This window comes from Bacillus fonticola, assembly GCF_012955605.1.
GTDB classification, from domain to species: Bacteria; Bacillota; Bacilli; order Bacillales; family JC228; genus Bacillus_CG; species Bacillus_CG fonticola.
In genome coordinates this window covers 556,933-578,242 of sequence record NZ_CP052135.1, presented here as the reverse complement: position 1 = coordinate 578,242, position 21,310 = coordinate 556,933, and the positions used below count along the sequence as shown (strand labels likewise).

The following is a 21,310-nucleotide window of genomic DNA, read 5'->3' as shown; positions in this document are numbered from 1 at the left end:
AGTTTAGCATAAGTTGACTCTCTTGACCCTTGCGTAAAGCATACGACAAACACCAACCCTTTGGATCACCTTCTCCAAATATAGCCATCATGTTTTGATTGGCGCTGAAGAGCTTGACTTCCGTCTGAGAGCCGATAAGCTGCGGACTTCTTCGTCAGACTTCACTCGTTCACATCCTCACGTACGCTGTACGCTCCGGTGTTCACTCCCTTGCTTCCTCGAATTCCTTGCTTCTCGGTTCTCAGAAAGTGTAGTTCACTAAAGACGTTTTTCTCAATAAAAAAAAGAACCCTTTACAGGTTCTCTAACTACTTGGCGATGTCCTACTCTCACGCCAACAGGACGTTGGTGTGCATGTGTTGCGCCATGGACGGCGCGTTCTTAACATGCCTTCCGCCGAGTTGGCTGTCCCCCGCGTTCTAAACAAATCACAGTCTGCGGGGAACTCACCTTTTTCTTCGCGTTCGCTTGGCGATGTCCTACTCTCACAGAGGGACAGCCCCCAATTACCATCGGCGCTGAAGAGCTTAACTTCCGTGTTCGGGATGGGTACGGGTGTAGCCTCTTCGCCATCATCACCAAATTGCTGCGGCTTCCGATAAGCGGCGCATCTCTGCGTCTGCTTGCTTCTCGAAACCCTCGCCCTGTATATTACAAGGTGGTGAAGGTACTTTCTTCAATATGTTTAGACATACTGAAGGTTCTATTCCTTCAAAACTAGATCATACGGTTTGCGACTACCGAGTTTAAATCGTTAGAGAAGTCCTCGATCGATTAGTATCTGTCAGCTCCACACGTCACCGTGCTTCCACCTCAGACCTATCTACCTGGTCATCTTCCAGGGATCTTACTTGCTAGGCAATGGGAAATCTCATCTTGAGGGGGGCTTCATGCTTAGATGCTTTCAGCACTTATCCCGTCCGCACGTAGCTACCCAGCGATGCCTTTGGCAAGACAACTGGTACACCAGCGGTGCGTCCATCCCGGTCCTCTCGTACTAAGGACAGCTCCTCTCAAATTTCCTACGCCCACGACGGATAGGGACCGAACTGTCTCACGACGTTCTGAACCCAGCTCGCGTACCGCTTTAATGGGCGAACAGCCCAACCCTTGGGACCGACTACAGCCCCAGGATGCGATGAGCCGACATCGAGGTGCCAAACCTCCCCGTCGATGTGGACTCTTGGGGGAGATAAGCCTGTTATCCCCGGGGTAGCTTTTATCCGTTGAGCGATGGCCCTTCCATGCGGAACCACCGGATCACTAAGCCCGTCTTTCGACCCTGCTCGACTTGTAGGTCTCGCAGTCAAGCTCCCTTGTGCCTTTACACTCTACGAATGATTTCCAACCATTCTGAGGGAACCTTTGGGCGCCTCCGTTACTCTTTAGGAGGCGACCGCCCCAGTCAAACTGCCCACCTGACACTGTCTCCCGCCCCGATAAGGGGCGTGGGTTAGAAGTTCAATACAGCCAGGGTAGTATCCCACCGACGCCTCCACGTAAGCTAGCGCTCACGTTTCATAGGCTCCTACCTATCCTGTACAAGCTGTACCAAAATTCAATATCAGGCTACAGTAAAGCTCCACGGGGTCTTTCCGTCCTGTCGCGGGTAACCTGCATCTTCACAGGTACTATAATTTCACCGAGTCTCTCGTTGAGACAGTGCCCAGATCGTTGCGCCTTTCGTGCGGGTCGGAACTTACCCGACAAGGAATTTCGCTACCTTAGGACCGTTATAGTTACGGCCGCCGTTTACTGGGGCTTCGATTCAAAGCTTCGCGTAAGCTAACCTCTCCTCTTAACCTTCCAGCACCGGGCAGGCGTCAGCCCCTATACTTCGCCTTACGGCTTCGCAGAGACCTGTGTTTTTGCTAAACAGTCGCCTGGGCCTATTCACTGCGGCTCCTCCGGGCTATTCACCCAGAAGAGCACCCCTTCTCCCGAAGTTACGGGGTCATTTTGCCGAGTTCCTTAACGAGAGTTCTCTCGATCACCTTAGGATTCTCTCCTCGCCTACCTGTGTCGGTTTGCGGTACGGGCACCTGCTTCCTCGCTAGAGGCTTTTCTTGGCAGTGTGAAATCAGGAACTTCGGTACTTTATTTCCCTCGCCATCATCGCTCAGCCTTCGTGAAGGGCGGATTTGCCTACCCTTCAGCCTTACGATTTGGACGCGCATCCAATAGCGCGCTTACCCTATCCTCCTGCGTCCCCCCATTGCTCAAACGGAAGTGAGGTGGTACAGGAATTTCAACCTGTTGTCCATCGCCTACGCCTTTCGGCCTCGGCTTAGGTCCCGACTTACCCTGAGCGGACGAGCCTTCCTCAGGAAACCTTAGGCATTCGGTGGAAGGGATTCTCACCCTTCTTTCGCTACTCATACCGGCATTCTCACTTCTAAGCGCTCCACAAGTCCTTACGATCTTGCTTCTCTGCCCTTAGAACGCTCTCCTACCATTCCTTACGGAATCCGCAGCTTCGGTGATACGTTTAGCCCCGATACATTTTCGGCGCAGAGTCACTCGACCAGTGAGCTATTACGCACTCTTTCAATGGTGGCTGCTTCTAAGCCAACATCCTGGTTGTCTAAGCAACTCCACATCCTTTTCCACTTAACGTATACTTTGGGACCTTAGCTGGCGGTCTGGGCTGTTTCCCTCTTGACTACGGATCTTATCACTCGCAGTCTGACTCCAAAGAAACAAGTCATTGGCATTCGGAGTTTGTCTGAATTCGGTAACCCGATGAGGGCCCCTAGTCCAAACAGTGCTCTACCTCCAAGACTCTCTTACTTGAGGCTAGCCCTAAAGCTATTTCGGAGAGAACCAGCTATCTCCAGGTTCGATTGGCATTTCACCCCTACCCACACCTCATCCCCGCACTTTTCAACGTGCGTGGGTTCGGGCCTCCAGTAAGTGTTACCTTACCTTCACCCTGGACATGGGTAGATCACCTGGTTTCGGGTCTACGACCTCATACTCATTCGCCCTATTCAGACTCGCTTTCGCTGCGGCTCCACTTTATCAGCTTAACCTTGCATGAAATCGTAACTCGCCGGTTCATTCTACAAAAGGCACGCCATCACCCTTTAACGGGCTCTGACTACTTGTAAGCACACGGTTTCAGGATCTTTTTCACTCCCCGCCAGGGGTGCTTTTCACCTTTCCCTCACGGTACTGGTTCACTATCGGTTACTAGGGAGTATTTAGCCTTGGGAGATGGTCCTCCCGGATTCCGACGAGATTTCTCGTGTCTCGCCGTACTCAGGATCCACTCTGGAGGGAACAGGATTTTAACTACAGGGTTGTTACCTTCTTTGACGGACCTTTCCAGATCGCTTCGTCTACCCTGTTCCTTTGTAACTCCGTATAGAGTGTCCTACAACCCCAAGAGGCAAGCCTCTTGGTTTGGGCTGTTCCCGTTTCGCTCGCCGCTACTCAGGGAATCGCATTTGCTTTCTCTTCCTCCGGGTACTAAGATGTTTCAGTTCCCCGGGTCTGCCTTTCTTACCCTATGTATTCAGGTAAGAATACTACCCCATTACGGGCAGTGGGTTTCCCCATTCGGAAATCTCCGGATCAAAGCTTACTTACAGCTCCCCGAAGCATATCGGTGTTCGTCCCGTCCTTCATCGGCTCCTAGTACCAAGGCATTCACCGTGCGCCCTTACTAACTTCTCTTAAAAATAAGTTGGCTTTGCGTTGTCTGCGAATATGACAACACCAACTGTTTGGTGATTGAACTACGACTCGGTGTTCTTTCTTTTTACAAAAAGAATTGTCGTTTGCGTATGATCTAGTTTTCAAGGAACATGTTTTGAAGGATTGCCCCTTCAAAACTGAACACAAGTTTGCTGCTAGCGTCGTTTTGTATCGTCACCTAGGTGACGAGTTTTCCTTAGAAAGGAGGTGATCCAGCCGCACCTTCCGATACGGCTACCTTGTTACGACTTCACCCCAATCATCTGTCCCACCTTCGGCGGCTGGCCCCAAAAGGTTACCTCACCGACTTCGGGTGTTACAAACTCTCGTGGTGTGACGGGCGGTGTGTACAAGGCCCGGGAACGTATTCACCGCGGCATGCTGATCCGCGATTACTAGCGATTCCGGCTTCATGTAGGCGAGTTGCAGCCTACAATCCGAACTGAGAGTGGATTTGTGGGATTGGCTCAGCCTCGCGGCTTTGCGACCCTTTGTTCCACCCATTGTAGCACGTGTGTAGCCCAGGTCATAAGGGGCATGATGATTTGACGTCATCCCCACCTTCCTCCGGTTTGTCACCGGCAGTCACCTTAGAGTGCCCAACTGAATGCTGGCAACTAAGATCAAGGGTTGCGCTCGTTGCGGGACTTAACCCAACATCTCACGACACGAGCTGACGACAACCATGCACCACCTGTCACTCCGTCCCCCGAAGGGGAACCCTCTATCTCTAGAGGTAGCAGAGGATGTCAAGACCTGGTAAGGTTCTTCGCGTTGCTTCGAATTAAACCACATGCTCCACCGCTTGTGCGGGCCCCCGTCAATTCTTTTGAGTTTCAGCCTTGCGGCCGTACTCCCCAGGCGGAGTGCTTAATGCGTTTGCTGCAGCACTAAAGGGCGGAAACCCTCTAACACTTAGCACTCATCGTTTACGGCGTGGACTACCAGGGTATCTAATCCTGTTCGCTCCCCACGCTTTCGCGCCTCAGCGTCAGTTACAGACCAGAGAGCCGCCTTCGCCACTGGTGTTCCTCCACATATCTACGCATTTCACCGCTACACGTGGAATTCCGCTCTCCTCTTCTGCACTCAAGTCCTCCAGTTTCCAATGACCCTCCACGGTTGAGCCGTGGGCTTTCACATCAGACTTAAAGGACCGCCTGCGCGCGCTTTACGCCCAATAATTCCGGACAACGCTTGCCACCTACGTATTACCGCGGCTGCTGGCACGTAGTTAGCCGTGGCTTTCTGGTAAGGTACCGTCAAGGTACCGCCCTATTCGAACGGTACTTGTTCTTCCCTTACAACAGAGCTTTACGATCCGAAAACCTTCTTCACTCACGCGGCGTTGCTCCGTCAGACTTTCGTCCATTGCGGAAGATTCCCTACTGCTGCCTCCCGTAGGAGTCTGGGCCGTGTCTCAGTCCCAGTGTGGCCGATCACCCTCTCAGGTCGGCTACGCATCGTTGCCTTGGTGAGCCACTACCTCACCAACTAGCTAATGCGCCGCGGGTCCATCTGTAAGTGATAGCCGAAGCCACCTTTTACCTTCAGATCATGCGATCCGAAGGGTCATCCGGTATTAGCCCCGGTTTCCCGGAGTTATCCCAGTCTTACAGGCAGGTTACCCACGTGTTACTCACCCGTCCGCCGCTAACTTTAGGGAGCAAGCTCCCTAAAGTCCGCTCGACTTGCATGTATTAGGCACGCCGCCAGCGTTCGTCCTGAGCCAAGATCAAACTCTCCATAAAAAGAGCAAGCTCTTAACTGTCTTACTTTAAAATCAACGACGACCGTATCCAATTGGATTTGGTCTTACTAGCAGGTTTGTGTTCAGTTTTCAAAGAGCAACAATCGCTCTGAAAGCGACTTCTTAAATATAACACCGTAGTAACAACAAGTCAACATCTTTTTTCGACATTGACATGTTGTTGGCGTCAGTTTGTTTATAATAGCACGGTCGACATAATTCGTCAACAGTTTTCAAATCATATGTATAATGTTTTAACAGTAGGAAAAGAGAACTATAAAATTGGTGTGTATACTCCATCTCACCTCAGCCCGTTTTTATAAGAGAATGTTCAAAAAATCCGGTTTGTTGGAATGACGATGCACATTATGACAGAGTTGTTTCTTCTATATAAATACGTTTCAATCTCATTCAATAGGCACACACAAAAAAAGCACCCTCCCTCACGTAAAGAGTGGTGCTTTTTGGTTTTACTTAGATTAAGAAGATAAAGTATAACAGGAACACAACGAACATCCCGTACATGATTGGGTGAATGTTTCGCCCCTGTCCTTTTATAGTCATTGTAATCGGATAGAACAAGAAGCCAATTGCAATTCCTGTTGCAATGCTACTTGTTAAAGGCATCATAACAATGGTTAGAAAGGCTGGTACCGCAATTTCAAAACGGTTCCATTCAATTTTCCCAAGGGATGACACCATTAAAACACCGACAATGATGAGCGCTGGTGCTGTTACGTAAGGGGTAATGACAGAAAGTAATGGGAAAAATAAGAGTGATAATAAGAACAAAAGCCCTGTAACTACAGAAGCAAGACCAGTACGTGCCCCTGCTGCAACCCCTGCTGTTGATTCAATATATGATGTTGTCGTAGATGTTCCAAAAATAGCTCCAGTTACCGTAGCAATAGAATCTGCTAACAAAGCTTTACCTGCACGTGGTAACTTCCCATTTTTCATTAAGCCTGCTTGAGAAGTAACCCCCACAAGCGTTCCAGCAGTATCAAAGAAATCCACAAACAAGAAAGTCAAAACAATGAGTAGCATCTCAAATGTAAGTAACTCACTCTGGATATTTCCAAAAGCGTTAAACGCGGCGCCGAATGTCGGTCCCATAGTAAAGTCAAATTGGATGAACTGTGTTGGGACTGGCACGAGTTGGACAAGCATTCCTACGACCGTGGTTGCCAAAATCCCATAGAAGATTCCACCCTTAAATCCTTTTGTCATCAAAATCACAGTAATGAAAATCCCAAAGATTGCAAGCAACGTATTGCTATTAGCTAAATCTCCTAAACTAACGAGTGTATTGGGATCTCCTACAATAATCCCAGCATTCTTCAATCCAATAAAAGTAATGAAAAGACCAATCCCCGCTCCAACAGCGTACTTCAATTCATTTGGAATCGCGTCGATGATTTTTTCACGCAGACCACTAAGAGATAGAAAGATAAAGATAATTCCAGAAATCAACACGCCTGTAAGTGCAGTTTCCCACGCTACGCCGTATTGCAAAACAACTGTGTATGCAAAAAACGCATTTAAACCCATTCCTGGTGCTAAAGCGATCGGATACTTTGCGAGCAGCCCCATGACTAAACACCCAACGGCTGCGGCTAGCGCTGTTGCAACAAAAACAGATTGGAAGTCCATGCGCATGCTCGGATCTAAACCTTCTACATCAGCCATCGTCAGTGTCAATGGATTGACGATTAAAATATATGCCATGGACAAGAATGTCGTAAGTCCACCGATAATTTCACGACGATACGTTGTTCCAAGCTCTTGAAACTGAAAGTACTGTTTCATGTCGCGCTCCTCCTTAACATCGCACAATCTTCCTTTTAACCACAAAAGAAAAAGCATTCAGAGAGTACCCCGAATGCTTTGACCGGCAAAAAGAACGGACGCGCACAAACAAAAAGACCTGTGCACTTGCCATTCTTTCGCCGTAGTCAAGCCATTTGCGGTAGCTCGGTAGAAACTTTCAGGCCATATCCCTGAGATTATACGACGGTTTTTATTTATAATGTGTATTTGTATTGTACGACGTTTCTTTCTGGACGTCAACATAAAATGCGAACGTTTTTAACGATTTTGCATGAATTCGTTCGTGTTTATTCCCACTCAATCGTGGACGGTGGCTTACTCGTAATATCGTACACGACTCGATTTACTTGTTCCACCTCATTGACGATACGAGTTGAGATCTTTTCTAACACGTCCCACGGAATACGAGCCCAGTCAGATGTCATCCCATCAATTGAGGTAACCGCCCGAATTCCAATGGTATGGTCATATGTCCGAGCATCTCCCATTACACCTACGCTTTTAATACCAGGTAGAACAGTAAAGTATTGCCAAATTTCGCGTTCTAAGCCCGCTTTTGCTACTTCCTCACGAAGAATAGCATCCGATTCGCGAACAATATGCAACTTCTCCTCTGTCACTTCTCCCAACACACGGATCGCAAGACCAGGTCCAGGGAATGGTTGACGCCAAACAATCGTATCTGGAAGCCCAAGCTCTGTACCAAGCGCACGTACTTCATCTTTAAACAGTGTATTCAACGGCTCAATAAGTTCAAAATTCATATGTTCAGGTAATCCACCTACGTTGTGGTGAGATTTAATCGTTTGGGCTGTCGCTGTTCCACTTTCAATAATGTCCGTATAGAGCGTACCTTGGGCAAGAAAGTCAATCCCGCGAAACTTTGTTGTCTCTTCTTCAAATACGTAAATAAATTCATTTCCGATAATCTTTCGCTTTTCTTCGGGATCACTAACGTTCGCTAGTTTGGAGAGGAAACGATCCTTTGCATCGATCTTCATAACATTCATATCATAGTCACCAGTGAATGTCTCCATTACAGATGCTGCTTCCTCTTTGCGTAGCAGTCCATGATCTACAAACATACACGTTAGCTGATCACCAATCGCTTTATGGATCAACGCGGCAACTACAGAGGAATCAACCCCCCCGCTTAGGGCGCACAATACTTGACGGTCTCCTACTGTTTGTCGGATTTTTTCGATCTCGAGTTCGATGAAGTTTTCCATCGACCAGTTTGCCACTGCATGACAAATAGAGAACACGAAATTTTTCAGTAGATCATTCCCATACTCCGAGTGACGCACTTCTGGATGGAACTGTACAGCATACAATCCGCGCTCCTCATCATACATAGATGCAATCGGACAAGACGGGTTTGTCCCGTCAACCGAAAATCCTTCTGGTGCTTCCACAACAAGGTCGCTATGACTCATCCACACAGTTTGGGATGTCGGTAGCCCTTGGAACAAGCCTTCTGCTCTTTGGACGGTTAATGTAGACTTTCCGTACTCTCTATGATTAGCTCTTTCTACTTTTCCGCCAAAATGATGCGTCATCAGCTGCATCCCGTAGCAAATGCCGAGCACAGGAACACCGATTTGGAAAATGTCCGGATCAATAGAAAAAGCATTTTCACCGTATACGCTATTTGGTCCTCCTGACAAAATAATACCCGTTGGCTTCATGGCGCGAATGTCAGCGGCTGTTACCGTGTGTGAATGGAGCTCACTGTAGACACCAAATTCACGAATGCGACGCGTAATTAGCTGGTTATACTGACTTCCAAAATCTAATACAACGATCTTCTCTTGTTCTGGTAAGGCTGATTGTGTGCTCAAAAAGTGGTCACCTCTGATTAGGATTTTTGTTTGTTGCTAGTACAATGTACTGTGACGTAACACACCGCTCCGGAAATACACTTCGCTTTCCGCGGGCTCCACGCTGAGCCTCCTCGTTCGCATAGTACGCTCTCTGCGGGGTCTCATCGTCTCCGCTATTCCGCAGGAGTCTACGTGTATTTCCTGCGCTGGTTTTGAACTTACATCGGTGAGTTCATTTTAAGACTCACCAGTATTGAACTTACAACTTAATAAAGGAAGTTTTGACTCGCTATCTGTTCGTTGATTGCAGTGGAAATCAACATAGCAGTATGTCGCATCATATAGCTACTGTGTAACGAGATTTCATTAATAAAGCAACAATCTTTCAGAAAACATACATTTATAAAAAAACTAGAATCCCCCATTCATTGTGCTGAATGGCAGAATTCTAGTTTTGTTTAGACACAGCAAAACGGTTCTGCCTTCATAGTCCTCGCGTTTACGGCTTTGAGGGTAGAGACGACTAGCCCATATTGCTAGACATATACGAAGGGTGTGTAAGAAACTCGGTGCCCACTTCCATCCTGCGAGCGTGAATTGTGCCTATTGTACCAACCCGCTTCTTACGGGTCAACCGGTTGTCCTTTTCATTAAAAGTTCCCAATTTTCTTTGAGCTTTTGCCAATCCGCCTCGTCTACTGTTCCACGATACACGAGTTCCTCATACGTTTCAGTCAAATTACACATCGCATGGGTTGACAAGGTGTAATCAACATCCTTCGCGTATCTTCTTAGCGTTTGACCACTAGGTTTTGGCAGCCCGTATCGGTTCAGCTGACTTAGCAAGAGCATGTACTGGTTGGCGAACGCGTCAGAACCGTGTCTATGCTGTTGTCGCCACACTACATAGTGAGGGTACCATTTACCTCGGGTTCGATAAATGAGCGCACTAGTAGTAATCAGTACTAGCCCCCCTAGTGACAGCAAAAGCCAATTGTCTTTGAGAAAGGTATTTACTTTATTTAAAAAGGACAACTGGTTAGCACTTTCGTTGTTCGTGTTTTCTAGTTCAGGTTGATCCGGCTGTTCTGGTGTGGGTGGTGCCACATTTTCTTCAGGTTCTTCCTTGTCGTCTTGAGTTTCTACATCATTAGTATCGAGCTCATAGTCGATCGAAAATTGGTCTTGTGTAAAACCCTTCGTCGGTTCAAATGGTACCCATCCTGCTTCAGGAAGGTATACTTCGACCCAAGAGTGGGCATTATTTTGCGTAACCTCATAACGATCGACTTCAACTCCTACTTCCTGCGGTTCTCCTTGCGTGTAGCCTTTTACCCATCTTGCCGGGATGTCCAACGTACGCAACATGACGACCATGGATGTGGAAAAGTTATCACAGTAGCCTCTTCGTGTCTCAAATAAAAACTGATCCACGTAGTCTTCATCGTCTTGAGGTATTGCTACATTTTCACGATCGTATACAAAGTCTACACCTGTCAAATAATCCTCGATGGCTCGAGCTTTCCGATACCAATTGTCTTCATTTGCTGTTAATTCCGCAGCAAGTTCACTCACGCGGTCAGGAAGATTTTCGGGTAATTGCGTATATGACTCTACAATATTTGGTGGTGCGTCTTCTACAGACTTACTAAACTCTAAGTTACTAATCTTAAATTCGGGTTCAATATATGTGTACGCCCCACCACTCGTTATGAGTGGTTTTTCTCCTCGAGTAAACGTATCAAAGCGTTCTGTCGCCTCATTAATCTGTCCATACACTTGAAATTCTCCAGGAAAAGTAATCGATTGCACACCAGCCGGGTAAGGCAAAAAGCGAAACCCTGATCCTTCGTTCAAATCAAGACGGGCTTCTCTTACTTCAAGGTCCATTTCGTCTACGTTTTCATAAAGGTCAACAGGACTCTCATTCTCCTCGATTCTTCGAAATGTTTCTTCTTGGGACGTTACCCATCCCTTCCCTGTGTATACATCCTTCGTCTCAATTCGCCAATAATGGGGAGTTTCTGTTTCGGTCGTAAATACAACAGTATCATCTAAACTGAACGGTCCCCCAAGCCTTTCATCATTTTCAGAGTAGCCGATTTTCTGTATAGTTCCTTCACCACCGAACATGCCATCGCTATCACCATATGCTTGAAGGAAAGGGACTGGATCGGGCCATTGCGGCTCCGCCTTCGGTGCTAACCAACCGAGAAGTGCACTCCCCCCGATCATCACGGACAGCGCAATCAACCACTTTTGGCGAAATGTCCACGGTATTGAAACACCTTCCTTTTCGCGCAAACGTTCGTATACAAGGATACCAATCCCTGTAAATCCGATCACCACTATGCGAACGATGGCGTTAGTTGCATCATAAGGGGAAAACGTATCCAATACCGTCACGTAGATGAGTGTCGCAAAGAAAAACAAGAACATTTTTCGACGGACAAGTATCCAATATTGGAGTAAATATGACAACAACCACAATAAAATGAAAAATAACAGCGTACGAAATACATTATCTAAACTTGCCCACTGCCCTTGAGCGGTTAACAGAATATTTTCAAGCACTGTAGTGAAGAACTGTGTGAACCACTCCACCCAGCCCGTCGTATGCCGAATAGGGAATAGTTCCTTTAGTAAAAAAAGAACGAGTACCCACTTTATGAAACCAGTGACTGTCCAGTGCAGCTTTGTAAAAGCTAGTAAAAAACAAGCGAGTGCGAACATGAAAAAATAACGTGTATTGGCTGTATTTGACACATCTTCTAAAGGCAGAATCCATTCCCATAGCAAAAGAAAACCGATTCCTGCTAGAAGTAGGTTTACAGGTTGTATTGTTGGTTGTCTCATGAGCTTTGCTTCACCTCCGAAAACGAATGGTGCTTACGGTCATGAACAAATTCCACATCTACTTTCCTAGAGCGTGCTAGCGCCTTAAATTGACGATCTAAAGAAGTGGGTACGTGGCCGACCGCCTTCGGAATAAATAAAGAAATGCTCTTTCTCCCACCAATTCCCCCTATTGCTTCTAGTAATGCGGCATCAGCAACTGGGGTCACAAGTACAAGTCGTGATGCTTGATGCAATGAGGCTTGTTCATGTTGTAAAAAGGAAGCAAATGATGTCTTTTTAGCAGAAAGCTTAGCTAGTTGGAGCATAATCCCATTTACATGCTCTCGACCTTCGCGCGGTGGAATGACTAGCTCATTCCCTGAAAAACGAACACCGATTTGCGTACCCTTTTTTGCCATCGATTGCACGTAGGAGGCGGCGAATGAGACGCCTAGTTCAAACGCTGGGTGTGGCGTGACATCGAACACAACAAGCACATCATGAGACCTGCGTTGCTCAAACTCCTTTGTCATTAAATCGTCTCTCTTCGCACTAGCCTTCCAGTTAATTAAAGAGAAACGATCACCAGGTTGATACTCTCTCACCCCGATAGCGACAGACGTGTCCCGTTGTATGTTTTGTTTTGATGTGGAAGAGCCTTGTTCGTATAGACTTTGCATCATTTGCAACTCTAAGTCGTACCAGTACGGGTACACAAGTAGTCTTGCCCTTACAGGTAGATCGGTACGTTTTTCTACAAGATGCAGCAGATCAAATACTCGCAACTGCACGGTAGCGTACTCATGCTCACCACGAACAACCTCCTTTTGATGATACGTAAAAGTCCATTTCCGTTTCAGACCTGGAAACGATAAACCCTTGAATGTAGGAAGTGTTTCGTCCGCCACCACATCGTAAATGACCATAAAAAATAAAGGGAAAGGGAATGTACGTTCAAAGTGTAGGCTAACTTGTACCGATTCCCCTGCCACGGCTGTTGTCTTCACCAACGTACGCTGTACACGAATAGAGCGCATCGGCCAAAATGACATAGCTAAGCCGTATAAAGCAAACGGTAAAAAACTATAAAAAAGAAACCAACTCACAAATCCGCCTTGAAACATCGCATAGGCGAAACTTAAGAGAACGAGTAGAAGAAACCCAGTCACTCTAGCAAGATTTAACCATAAAGAATGCCTCATGCTACTGAACAACCTTTTGAATGGGCACCCGAACTCGTTGCAAAATTCCGTGTATCACTTCTTCCGGTGTTATCCCCTCAAAGCGGGCTTCTGATGTCACAATGAGACGGTGCGGCAATACATACGGTGCTAAAAGTTGCACATCATCAGGCAAACAATAATCCCTACCTTGGAGGAGAGCGTATGCTTGCGCTGCCTTCATGAGGGCAATAGAACCACGTGGACTAACGCCAAGCCGCACTTGTTTATTCGTACGAGTTCGGGTCACAATGTCGATAATGTATGCCTTGATTTCTTGCTCAACTGTAACTTCTTCCACTTCGTCTTGAAGCTGACGGAGCTCCTCTAATGAAACGACAGGCTCTAACCGGCCGAGTGGAAAATCTCTTTGGGCACGATGTAACACGTCCATCTCTTCACTCGGATTTGGATAGCCCATAGAGAGCTTTATAAGAAAACGGTCTAGCTGAGCTTCTGGCAATGGATACGTTCCTTCATATTCAATCGGGTTTTGCGTAGCCATAACAAAAAAAGGGCGCTCTAACTTTCTCGTCTCTCCGTCAATTGTCACGCTCGCCTCTTCCATCGCCTCTAGTAAAGCAGATTGTGTTTTCGGTCCTGTCCGGTTGATCTCATCTGCTAGTACAATGTTCCCCATGATCGGCCCTGGTTTGAAATTAAATTCCATTTCCTTCGGGTTGTATACAGACACCCCGATTACATCCGACGGAAGTAAGTCTGGTGTAAACTGGATACGTCGAAACGATGCATTTACCGATTTTGCAAGTGCCTTTACCATCATCGTTTTTCCTACACCTGGCACATCCTCTAACAGTACATGTCCACCTGCAAGCATCGCGACCAAGCTCAATTCCGCTACGTCCCGCTTGCCAATCATCACGCGTTCAATATTTTCCAGTATTCTTTCCGTAATTGGATGTTTCCTCGTTGACATAAACTAGCCTCCTACTGTTCTCAAACTCTATTCTTTATACAAACTGCAAAAAGGTTTCTATTATTCTTACATACGTACTTTCATTATAAAAGCAATTTGGAACTGGCGCAAAGGAATCAGGAGGATAATTGGGCAATTGCAGGAAGTTTTAATTGTTTCGGCAAGTCATTTTCCAAGCAAAACAGACGAAGTATTCCTCCAAAAATCAAACAACTTCTCACAAGTTCAATAGAACCCGCGAGAAGTTGATTCAGCTTTTGGGGAAGATCAGAACTATTCCAGTCCCTCGATCACCATCTCCCTCACAGGCAAGAACTCTTCACCTGTCTCCAAGTAAGTAACGTCTAATTTATCGCCCTCCTGCAAGTAAATCGCTAAAGGACTGTTTTCCGAGGAGATCATATAGTTTTTCCCATCGTCTAATAAGAATGAGACGAACGTAAAATTCCCTGATTTTTCTTTGTAGACTCTGACAACTGTTCCGTTGACTTGTTTTTCTTCGGCATTGGAGCTACCGTCGACAGTGCCTCCACCTCTTTGTAAGGCAGTTTTATAGAGTTTTAACGCTTCATTTGGCGTATTTCCATATACTGAAATCTCCGGATTCGCAGCAGATACGATAAAGTAGTTTTGTAGAAATCCGTTGGCATCCAAAACAGGGGTTAACCAGCTTGCTTCTCCGTAAAAGTTATAGAGAACAGGCATTTCCCCATCCCATTTCTTTTCAATAAATTCTTTCTCGATGATATCTAGGGCTCCTCTGGAATCCATGTATGAATTTTCAAGGTTGCCAGTGTAGTAGGTGGCTTCTCCAGTTCGTGAATTGGTTAACGAGTACCCAAGCATTGAGTCAACGCCCTCTTTAGGACTGGTGAAATCAGTGAAATAATACATGTCACCGTTCTCGTCAAAGATCGGACTTACGTTAGCTTCTGTTCCCTCATCTGAAGGGAGCTTAACGTTCGATTTCCCGAATAAGCTGTTCCAAAATCCTTGAACGTATTTCCCGAAATAGCTATTTTGCAAACTAACCACTTCAGGTGAAACGGCCCCATCGATGAATTCTGGAACGTCTGCCAGGTCATAGGTTATCGTCTCACCGCTCTTAGGATCTACTAGGACAATCCCTTGCACGCTAAATCCATTACGTGCAGATATGAATTCGCCGAAGGACCTAACATAGTAAGGCTTCCCATCATCATCAACCTCCAATTGAACATCTCCATAAAAAATGCGTTTCGGGTATTGCATACGAATGTGGCGCTCCATATTTTTATTGAAATAAGAAGACGGAGTGTACACCATCTCTGCTTCCATAAACTTTGGGTTATCAGAAGAGTCTGTTGCACTTAAAGTAAAGTAGCCTGGAGTTTGATCCCCATTTAACCATTTAAAGAGTCCTGAGAATTCAACAGGGGCAATGTATACAAACTCCCCATTCACTTTTTGGATTTGCAAATTTCCGAGCTCGTAATAGCTTGTATTTGGAACTTGCCCAAACGCCTTCTTCATTTTATTACGGGCAAACTGCGGTGGAACGCTAGCAGGCGTCTCCTCCTCATCAAAAGCTTCAATCTCCTCTTTCACTTCCATCTCGGCTTGTTCATACTTTTCATCAGCATTAAATACAAACGCGGTGAGAAAATAACCTCCTACGAGAAGACTCCCTGCAAATAAAACCGCTTTTCCTCTTCTTTCTTTACCCGCAGCTAGAAATGATCCCACCGCTGACAAGATGACGACAAACGCCCATAAAGAAGTTAAGTTCCTGTCAAGGTTACTTATATAGTAGAAAGCAAACACTCCAAGAACTAACAAGATCGTCGTAGCGATAAAGACTGTTGTTTTAGAAAGCTTCTTCTTCCCGTCTTCCTCTGTACTTTTTTTAGTAGTAGAAATAGGTACAAGAATCAGTGCACCTACAATCCCAACCATAAGCGAAAATAAGAGTATATTCCCCATGATGTTTCCCCTTTCAAAGTTGTACCTCATTCAGTCTTACTTCTTATACGGATGATATCATGGAAATGTTTCATATGAATTTGCTAGTAATACTCCTTCCACTCAAAAAACAAAAAAACTTCCCACAAGTTCCAAAGAACTCGCGAGAAGTTTTTGTCGTGTTTATTAGGGTAGAACTAGACAACCTGTGTAAACCGAAACCCTTATATTAAGGGTTTATATCGGTATTACATCATGCCGCCCATTCCACCCATTCCGCCCATATCAGGCATGCCGCCGCCTTCGTTTTCTTCTGGTTTGTCTGCTACAACAGCTTCTGTTGTTAAGAACATTGCAGAAACAGATCCAGCGTTTTGAAGTGCATAGCGCGTTACTTTAGTTGGGTCTACGATACCTGATTCGATCATGTTGACCCACTCGCCTGTAGCTGCGTTGAAGCCAATGCCTACCTCTTCTTTTTTCAAGCGTTCTACAACGACAGATCCTTCAAGGCCTGCGTTGTGAGCGATTTGGCGAACTGGCTCTTCAAGTGCACGAAGTACGATATTGATACCTGTTTGGATATCGCCTTCTGCTTCTAGTGAAGCCACTTTGGAGTATACGTTCACGAGTGCAGTACCACCACCAGCGACGATTCCTTCTTCTACAGCAGCGCGTGTAGAGTTAAGGGCGTCTTCGATGCGAAGTTTGCGCTCTTTCAATTCTGTTTCAGTTGCTGCACCGACTTTAATGACTGCAACACCGCCAGCTAATTTAGCTAGACGCTCTTGAAGCTTTTCTTTGTCAAAGTCAGAAGTTGTTTCTTCTAATTGTGCACGAATTTGGTTTACACGTGCTACGATTTTGTCTGAATCTCCAGCGCCTTCAACGATTGTTGTGTTTTCTTTTGTGACAACCACTTTCGCTGCTCGTCCGAGAGAAGCAACAGTTGCAGATTTCAAGTCACGTCCTAGATCTTCCGTGATTACTTCTGCCCCAGTTAATGTTGCGATATCTTCAAGCATTGCTTTACGACGGTCTCCAAAGCCAGGTGCTTTGACAGCAACTGCATTGAATGTTCCACGTAGTTTGTTCACAACAAGTGTAGCAAGTGCTTCGCCTTCAAGATCTTCAGAGATGATCAATAGTGGCTTCCCTTGTTGAACAACTTGCTCTAGCACTGGAAGGACTTCTTGGATGTTAGAAATCTTTTTGTCTGTGACAAGAATGTATGGATCGTCAAGGATAGCTTCCATTTTGTCGGAATCAGTGACCATGTATGGAGATGCATAGCCACGGTCAAACTGCATTCCTTCTACAACGTCAAGCTCTGTTGCAAATCCTCTAGACTCTTCAATTGTAATGACACCGTCGTTGCCAACGCGCTCCATTGCTTCGGCGATCAATTGACCTACTTCATCGTCCGCAGAAGAAATCGCAGCAACTTGTGCGATAGATTCGCGACCTTCAATTGGTTTCGAGATAGCTTGAAGTTCTTCAACTGCTGTTCTAACCGCTTTTTCAATTCCTTTGCGAACACCCATAGGATTCGCACCAGCTGTTACGTTTTTCAATCCTTCACGGATCATCGCTTGTGCCAAAACAGTTGCTGTCGTTGTACCGTCACCAGCAACGTCGTTTGTTTTGCTTGCTACTTCAGCTACTAGCTTTGCACCCATATTTTCAAATGCATCTTCTAGTTCAATTTCTTTCGCAATCGTTACACCATCATTCGTAATAAGAGGTGAACCGAACTTTTTCTCAAGTACGACGTTACGCCCCTTAGGTCCAAGTGTTACTTTTACAGCGTTTGCTAATGTATCTACACCACGTAGCATAGAGCGACGTGCGTCTTCACTAAACTTTAGATCTTTTGCCATGTTTCTTCGCCTCCTAGAAAGTTTTCGTATGTGTGCTTTCGCTCAAATTATTGAACGACAGCTAAAATGTCAGATTCACGAAGAATTAAGTATTCAGTGCCTTCGTACTTTACTTCTGTACCAGCGTATTTTGAGAAGATGATTCGATCGCCCTCAGAAACTTCTAATGCGACACGTTCTCCACTTTCAAGAACACGCCCTGTTCCAACAGCTACTATTTTTCCCTCTTGTGGTTTTTCCTTTGCCGTATCAGGAAGGACGATACCGCTTGCCGTTTTTTCTTCTGCTTCTACAAGCTCAATGATTACGCGATCACCTAGTGGTTTGATCAACTTAAACAACCTCCTCAATCGAATAGCGTATTGTTTTATTTTTAGCACTCGCATAACGTGAGTGCTAACACAATTCATAGTGTAATGAATTGCTTTTTAAAATGCAAGTGAGAACCTATCAAAATTTTCACCTTTACTCTTGTAGCCATCGACTTCACCTTTTAAACTTCCGCCACTACAAAAAAAATCCCTTCTTTTCTATCGAGTTGTTTGAATACCTTAAGATAGACGAGTAATATAGAAGATGGCCCTTGATAAAGTGCAGAAGGAGATTCTACTTTGAAGCGAGAATATTGGTATGTTTTAATTGTATACTTAGCGATGCAGTTATCTGGTGTCGTCGGCGTACCGTTGTTATTGTTACTCGGTGAAAACGTGTTGAATTGGGTGCCTGATTCGGCTATTGCCTATGCTAGTGGCTATTGGGGACTTATTAGCTTTTTATTAGCGCTTCTCATTATCTTACGCATCTTACGTCATGACCAACAGCTTGTTCGTGCTGAACAACCTGCTATACAAGGTTTTTCCGTCATCGTGTGGTCAGTTTTCGGTGTGATCTTGGCGTTTATGTCACAGTACGTTGCGATTTCGATCGAGACAGCAATAGGAATTCCGTCTGGTAGCGCAAACACACAAAATATATTGACGGTTATTGAGCTAGTTCCACTATTTCTTCTAGTTAGTTCAATCTTTGGTCCTATATTAGAAGAAATTGTTTTTCGGAAAGTGATTTTCGGGGAAATTTATAAGCGAACGAACTTTCTGATCGCAGGAATTATGAGTGCACTCATTTTTGCTACAGCTCACAATGATTTTCCACATTTAATTTTGTATACAAGCATGGGCTTTGCTTTTGCTTACTTGTACGTAAAGACAAATCGCATTCTCGTGCCTATTTTAGCGCATGTCGCTATGAATTCACTTGTCGTTCTCGTCCAGCAAGTGTATCAGCCGACATAGAAATACTAATTGAAGTCGGAAACGTTACAACTACTCTTTGTGTCACTCCCACAGTCAGAAAAAGGAGGTCTGTTTCATGCGCCGATCACCTCTGTTTACCGGCGTGTTTTATTTAATTCTCGGTCTACTGTTTACATATTTTGCAACCCGAAATGTTCAACAAGAAGGATGGGGATTTTTCACCTATCTTCTCGTTTTACTTGCGACCTTTGATACAGGTGTTGGTATCAAGCTCATCTTTTTTCACTTTGCAATAAAAAACCGCTCCTGAAGGAATCGTTCATTCCTTCGGCGCGGTTTTTTCATCGTCTTCATCTGTTTTCAGTTGTTCTGCCATCATCGACCGCTGTGCCCTCCTATAGGAAAAGCGAGAAATCATGATAGACACTTCATAAAGAATTAGTAAAGGTACGGTCACCATTAAATGGCTCACAAGTTCGGGGGGAGTAATAAACCCACCGATAACAAGCAACGTAAAATAAGCGTATTTTCGGATTTGTACGAGCAACATCGGTGTAATCAGGCCAAGACGTGTTAAAAACATAATGACCACCGGCAACTGAAACAAGAAGCCAAAAGGCAGTGTAATTTGGAATAGAAATTGGAAGTACTGGTTAATTCCTATCGTTTGCTCTATGTCGAGACGAGCAGAGATCCCCGTCATGAACTCAATGACGAAAGGGAACAGCACAAAGTACGAAAAGCTTAGACCAAGCAGGAAAAGGAATACGGAAATGGGAATATAACTTAAGGTTACCTTTTGCTCCCGATCATACAAGCCCGGTTTTACGAACGACCACAGCTGAAACAATGCCACTGGTGCAGTCAAAATAACACCAATTATAAATGCAACTTGCATAAAGATTTTTAGCGGATCTGAAATAGCGAAAGCGTTCATTGTCAATTCCTTCGCTTCATCCGCTCTTTGTAAAGATAAAATGAGGGGTTCAGCCAAAAAAAAGCCAACCACGACGGCAAATAAGAAGAAAACGACGATGATCATCAGCCGTTTTCTTAGTTCACCAATATGTTCAAGTACGGTCATATCATTTTTCATAGTAGACAACCCTTGACCGTTATTTTGTTTGCTTTTTGGACGAGACATCATCGTCGTCATCCGCTAAGCCTTTTGTGGCATTTTTAAATTCACGCAATGTATTCCCGAACGCTTTTCCGAGCTCGGGCAACTTTTTGGGTCCAAAAAGTAGCAACGCAACAAATACAATTAAAATAATACTGCCAGGACCTAAGTTCATGGCACGCGTCACCTCCTAGTCCTATCATAGCCGAAATGTTATTAGAATACAAAGGGATTAAAAGAACCTCTCATAAATTTTCCTCATCATCGTTTTGATTCGAATAGTGCTTCAAAAAATAGACAAGTGACTGCAGTTCCACTGCCAGATCGATATGATGAACACGAATGTCAGCAGGTACGTGCAAGCGTGAGGGGGTGAAGTTCAAAATCCCCTTTACTTTCGCTTGTACGAGTCGATCCGTTATAGATTGTGCTACAGGCGCAGGCACCGTTAAAATGATGACTTCCACCTCTTCTTGCGTAAGTATTTCTTCCAAATCATCTAAAGAAAAAACGGTAACGTCTCCAATCGAAGTACCTATTTTCTCTTGGTCAACATCGAAAGCCATCTCAATTTTTGTATTGTTATTTTTTAAAAAATTGTAGTGAAGAAAAGCCGTACCTAAGTTCCCTACTCCAATAAGGGCTACCTTTGTCAATTCGTCCTGATCCAACGTTTCACGTAAAAATGACAACAAATATTGCACATTGTATCCGTACCCTTTTTTACCTAAAGCACCAAAATATGAAAAGTCCCTCCAAATGGTCGCAGAATCTACCTGTACTGCCTCGCTAAGCTCAGCAGAGGAAACTCGTGTTTTGCCTGAAGTATATAAGTTTTTTAAATAGCGATAATAAAGCGGCAACCGTTTGGCCGTCGCTTGCGGAATTTTTGCCTCTTGTGCCATACTCTCTCCCCCACAAACGCGTTAGAGTACACCGCTTTTCGATGTGAACGCTTCCAAAATGATCGTTGACGTCATTCTTGCTTCAAGTATACACGAAGTCTGCACACTTGTCCG

At 45.3% G+C, this 21,310-nt stretch carries 13 protein-coding genes, 3 rRNA genes and 2 riboswitches; of the genes, 2 read left to right on the top strand and 14 right to left on the bottom strand.

Going from position 1 to position 21,310, the window contains the following annotated elements; translation table 11 throughout:
• Nucleotides 1-466: 466 nt before the first annotated feature.
• The 11 genes from rrf to groES form a co-directional block, all read right to left on the bottom strand.
• Nucleotides 467-583, bottom strand: a 5S ribosomal RNA gene (gene rrf, locus HHK01_RS02820).
• 171 nt (nucleotides 584-754) lie between these two features.
• Nucleotides 755-3,678, bottom strand: a 23S ribosomal RNA gene (locus HHK01_RS02815).
• A 221-nt stretch (nucleotides 3,679-3,899) separates the two neighbouring features.
• Nucleotides 3,900-5,450 (bottom strand): 16S ribosomal RNA (locus HHK01_RS02810).
• Together the 16S, 23S and 5S rRNA genes form the textbook arrangement of a ribosomal RNA operon.
• A gap of 473 nt (nucleotides 5,451-5,923) precedes the next feature.
• Entirely contained in the window at nucleotides 5,924-7,258 is a 1,335-nt protein-coding gene (locus HHK01_RS02805) for an NCS2 family permease (protein ID WP_170006324.1), read from the bottom strand.
• Between the two features lie 123 nt (nucleotides 7,259-7,381).
• Nucleotides 7,382-7,483: riboswitch (purine riboswitch) on the bottom strand.
• 83 nt (nucleotides 7,484-7,566) lie between these two features.
• Nucleotides 7,567-9,120 (bottom strand): glutamine-hydrolyzing GMP synthase, encoded by a 1,554-nt coding sequence (guaA, locus tag HHK01_RS02800; protein ID WP_170006323.1) that lies wholly within the window; start codon nucleotides 9,118-9,120, stop codon nucleotides 7,567-7,569.
• 449 nt (nucleotides 9,121-9,569) lie between these two features.
• Nucleotides 9,570-9,672: riboswitch (purine riboswitch) on the bottom strand.
• 60 nt (nucleotides 9,673-9,732) lie between these two features.
• Entirely contained in the window at nucleotides 9,733-11,958 is a 2,226-nt protein-coding gene (locus HHK01_RS02795) for a DUF4129 domain-containing transglutaminase family protein (protein WP_170006322.1), read from the bottom strand.
• Nucleotides 11,955-13,142, bottom strand: a complete 1,188-nt coding sequence (locus tag HHK01_RS02790; protein ID WP_170006321.1) for a DUF58 domain-containing protein — start codon at nucleotides 13,140-13,142, stop codon at nucleotides 11,955-11,957. The genes HHK01_RS02795 and HHK01_RS02790 overlap by 4 nt, the downstream gene beginning before the upstream one ends.
• A 1-nt stretch (nucleotide 13,143) precedes the next feature.
• Entirely contained in the window at nucleotides 13,144-14,097 is a 954-nt protein-coding gene (locus tag HHK01_RS02785; RefSeq protein ID WP_170006320.1) for an AAA family ATPase, read from the bottom strand.
• A 273-nt stretch (nucleotides 14,098-14,370) separates the two neighbouring features.
• Nucleotides 14,371-16,059 (bottom strand): YrzE family protein, encoded by a 1,689-nt coding sequence (locus HHK01_RS02780; protein WP_170006319.1) that lies wholly within the window; start codon nucleotides 16,057-16,059, stop codon nucleotides 14,371-14,373.
• Between the two features lie 227 nt (nucleotides 16,060-16,286).
• A complete protein-coding gene (groL, locus tag HHK01_RS02775) occupies nucleotides 16,287-17,918 on the bottom strand; it encodes a chaperonin GroEL (protein WP_170006318.1) in 1,632 nt (543 codons plus the stop codon).
• Between the two features lie 47 nt (nucleotides 17,919-17,965).
• Entirely contained in the window at nucleotides 17,966-18,250 is a 285-nt protein-coding gene (gene groES / locus HHK01_RS02770; RefSeq protein ID WP_170006317.1) for a co-chaperone GroES, read from the bottom strand.
• A gap of 279 nt (nucleotides 18,251-18,529) precedes the next feature.
• Between groES and HHK01_RS02765 the strand changes: the two genes are divergently transcribed.
• Together HHK01_RS02765 and HHK01_RS02760 are read left to right on the top strand one after the other, a co-directional pair.
• Nucleotides 18,530-19,210, top strand: coding sequence for a CPBP family intramembrane glutamic endopeptidase (locus HHK01_RS02765; protein ID WP_170006316.1), 681 nt, complete (start codon nucleotides 18,530-18,532; stop codon nucleotides 19,208-19,210).
• Nucleotides 19,211-19,286: 76 nt separating this feature from the next.
• Complete coding sequence (locus tag HHK01_RS02760; RefSeq protein ID WP_170006315.1) at nucleotides 19,287-19,481, top strand: YdiK family protein; 195 nt, start codon at nucleotides 19,287-19,289, stop codon at nucleotides 19,479-19,481.
• 9 nt (nucleotides 19,482-19,490) lie between these two features.
• On the opposite strand, the gene tatC is transcribed toward HHK01_RS02760, so the two are convergent.
• From tatC to HHK01_RS02745, 3 genes are all read right to left on the bottom strand, one after another.
• Nucleotides 19,491-20,267, bottom strand: a complete 777-nt coding sequence (tatC, locus tag HHK01_RS02755) for a twin-arginine translocase subunit TatC (RefSeq protein WP_170008630.1) — start codon at nucleotides 20,265-20,267, stop codon at nucleotides 19,491-19,493.
• Between the two features lie 19 nt (nucleotides 20,268-20,286).
• Complete coding sequence (locus HHK01_RS02750) at nucleotides 20,287-20,466, bottom strand: twin-arginine translocase TatA/TatE family subunit (protein ID WP_170006314.1); 180 nt, start codon at nucleotides 20,464-20,466, stop codon at nucleotides 20,287-20,289.
• A gap of 70 nt (nucleotides 20,467-20,536) precedes the next feature.
• Nucleotides 20,537-21,196 carry a redox-sensing transcriptional repressor Rex gene (locus tag HHK01_RS02745; protein ID WP_170006313.1) on the bottom strand — a complete coding sequence of 220 codons (660 nt, stop codon included), beginning with the start codon at nucleotides 21,194-21,196 and terminating at the stop codon, nucleotides 20,537-20,539.
• Nucleotides 21,197-21,310 lie beyond the last annotated feature (114 nt).

Excerpts from the sequence above, each read along its gene's own strand:
- HHK01_RS02760 (WP_170006315.1), top strand. The coding sequence starts at position 19,287 with ATGCGCCGATCACCTCTGTTTACCGGCGTGTTTTATTTAATTCTCGGT.
- HHK01_RS02795 (WP_170006322.1), bottom strand. The coding sequence starts at position 11,958 with ATGAGACAACCAACAATACAACCTGTAAACCTACTTCTAGCAGGAATC.
- HHK01_RS02785 (WP_170006320.1), bottom strand. The coding sequence starts at position 14,097 with ATGTCAACGAGGAAACATCCAATTACGGAAAGAATACTGGAAAATATT.
- HHK01_RS02790 (WP_170006321.1), bottom strand. The coding sequence starts at position 13,142 with ATGAGGCATTCTTTATGGTTAAATCTTGCTAGAGTGACTGGGTTTCTT.
- HHK01_RS02805 (WP_170006324.1), bottom strand. The coding sequence starts at position 7,258 with ATGAAACAGTACTTTCAGTTTCAAGAGCTTGGAACAACGTATCGTCGT.
- HHK01_RS02750 (WP_170006314.1), bottom strand. The coding sequence starts at position 20,466 with ATGAACTTAGGTCCTGGCAGTATTATTTTAATTGTATTTGTTGCGTTG.
- tatC (WP_170008630.1), bottom strand. The coding sequence starts at position 20,267 with ATGAAAAATGATATGACCGTACTTGAACATATTGGTGAACTAAGAAAA.
- HHK01_RS02780 (WP_170006319.1), bottom strand. The coding sequence starts at position 16,059 with ATGGGGAATATACTCTTATTTTCGCTTATGGTTGGGATTGTAGGTGCA.
- HHK01_RS02745 (WP_170006313.1), bottom strand. The coding sequence starts at position 21,196 with ATGGCACAAGAGGCAAAAATTCCGCAAGCGACGGCCAAACGGTTGCCG.
- groL (WP_170006318.1), bottom strand. The coding sequence starts at position 17,918 with ATGGCAAAAGATCTAAAGTTTAGTGAAGACGCACGTCGCTCTATGCTA.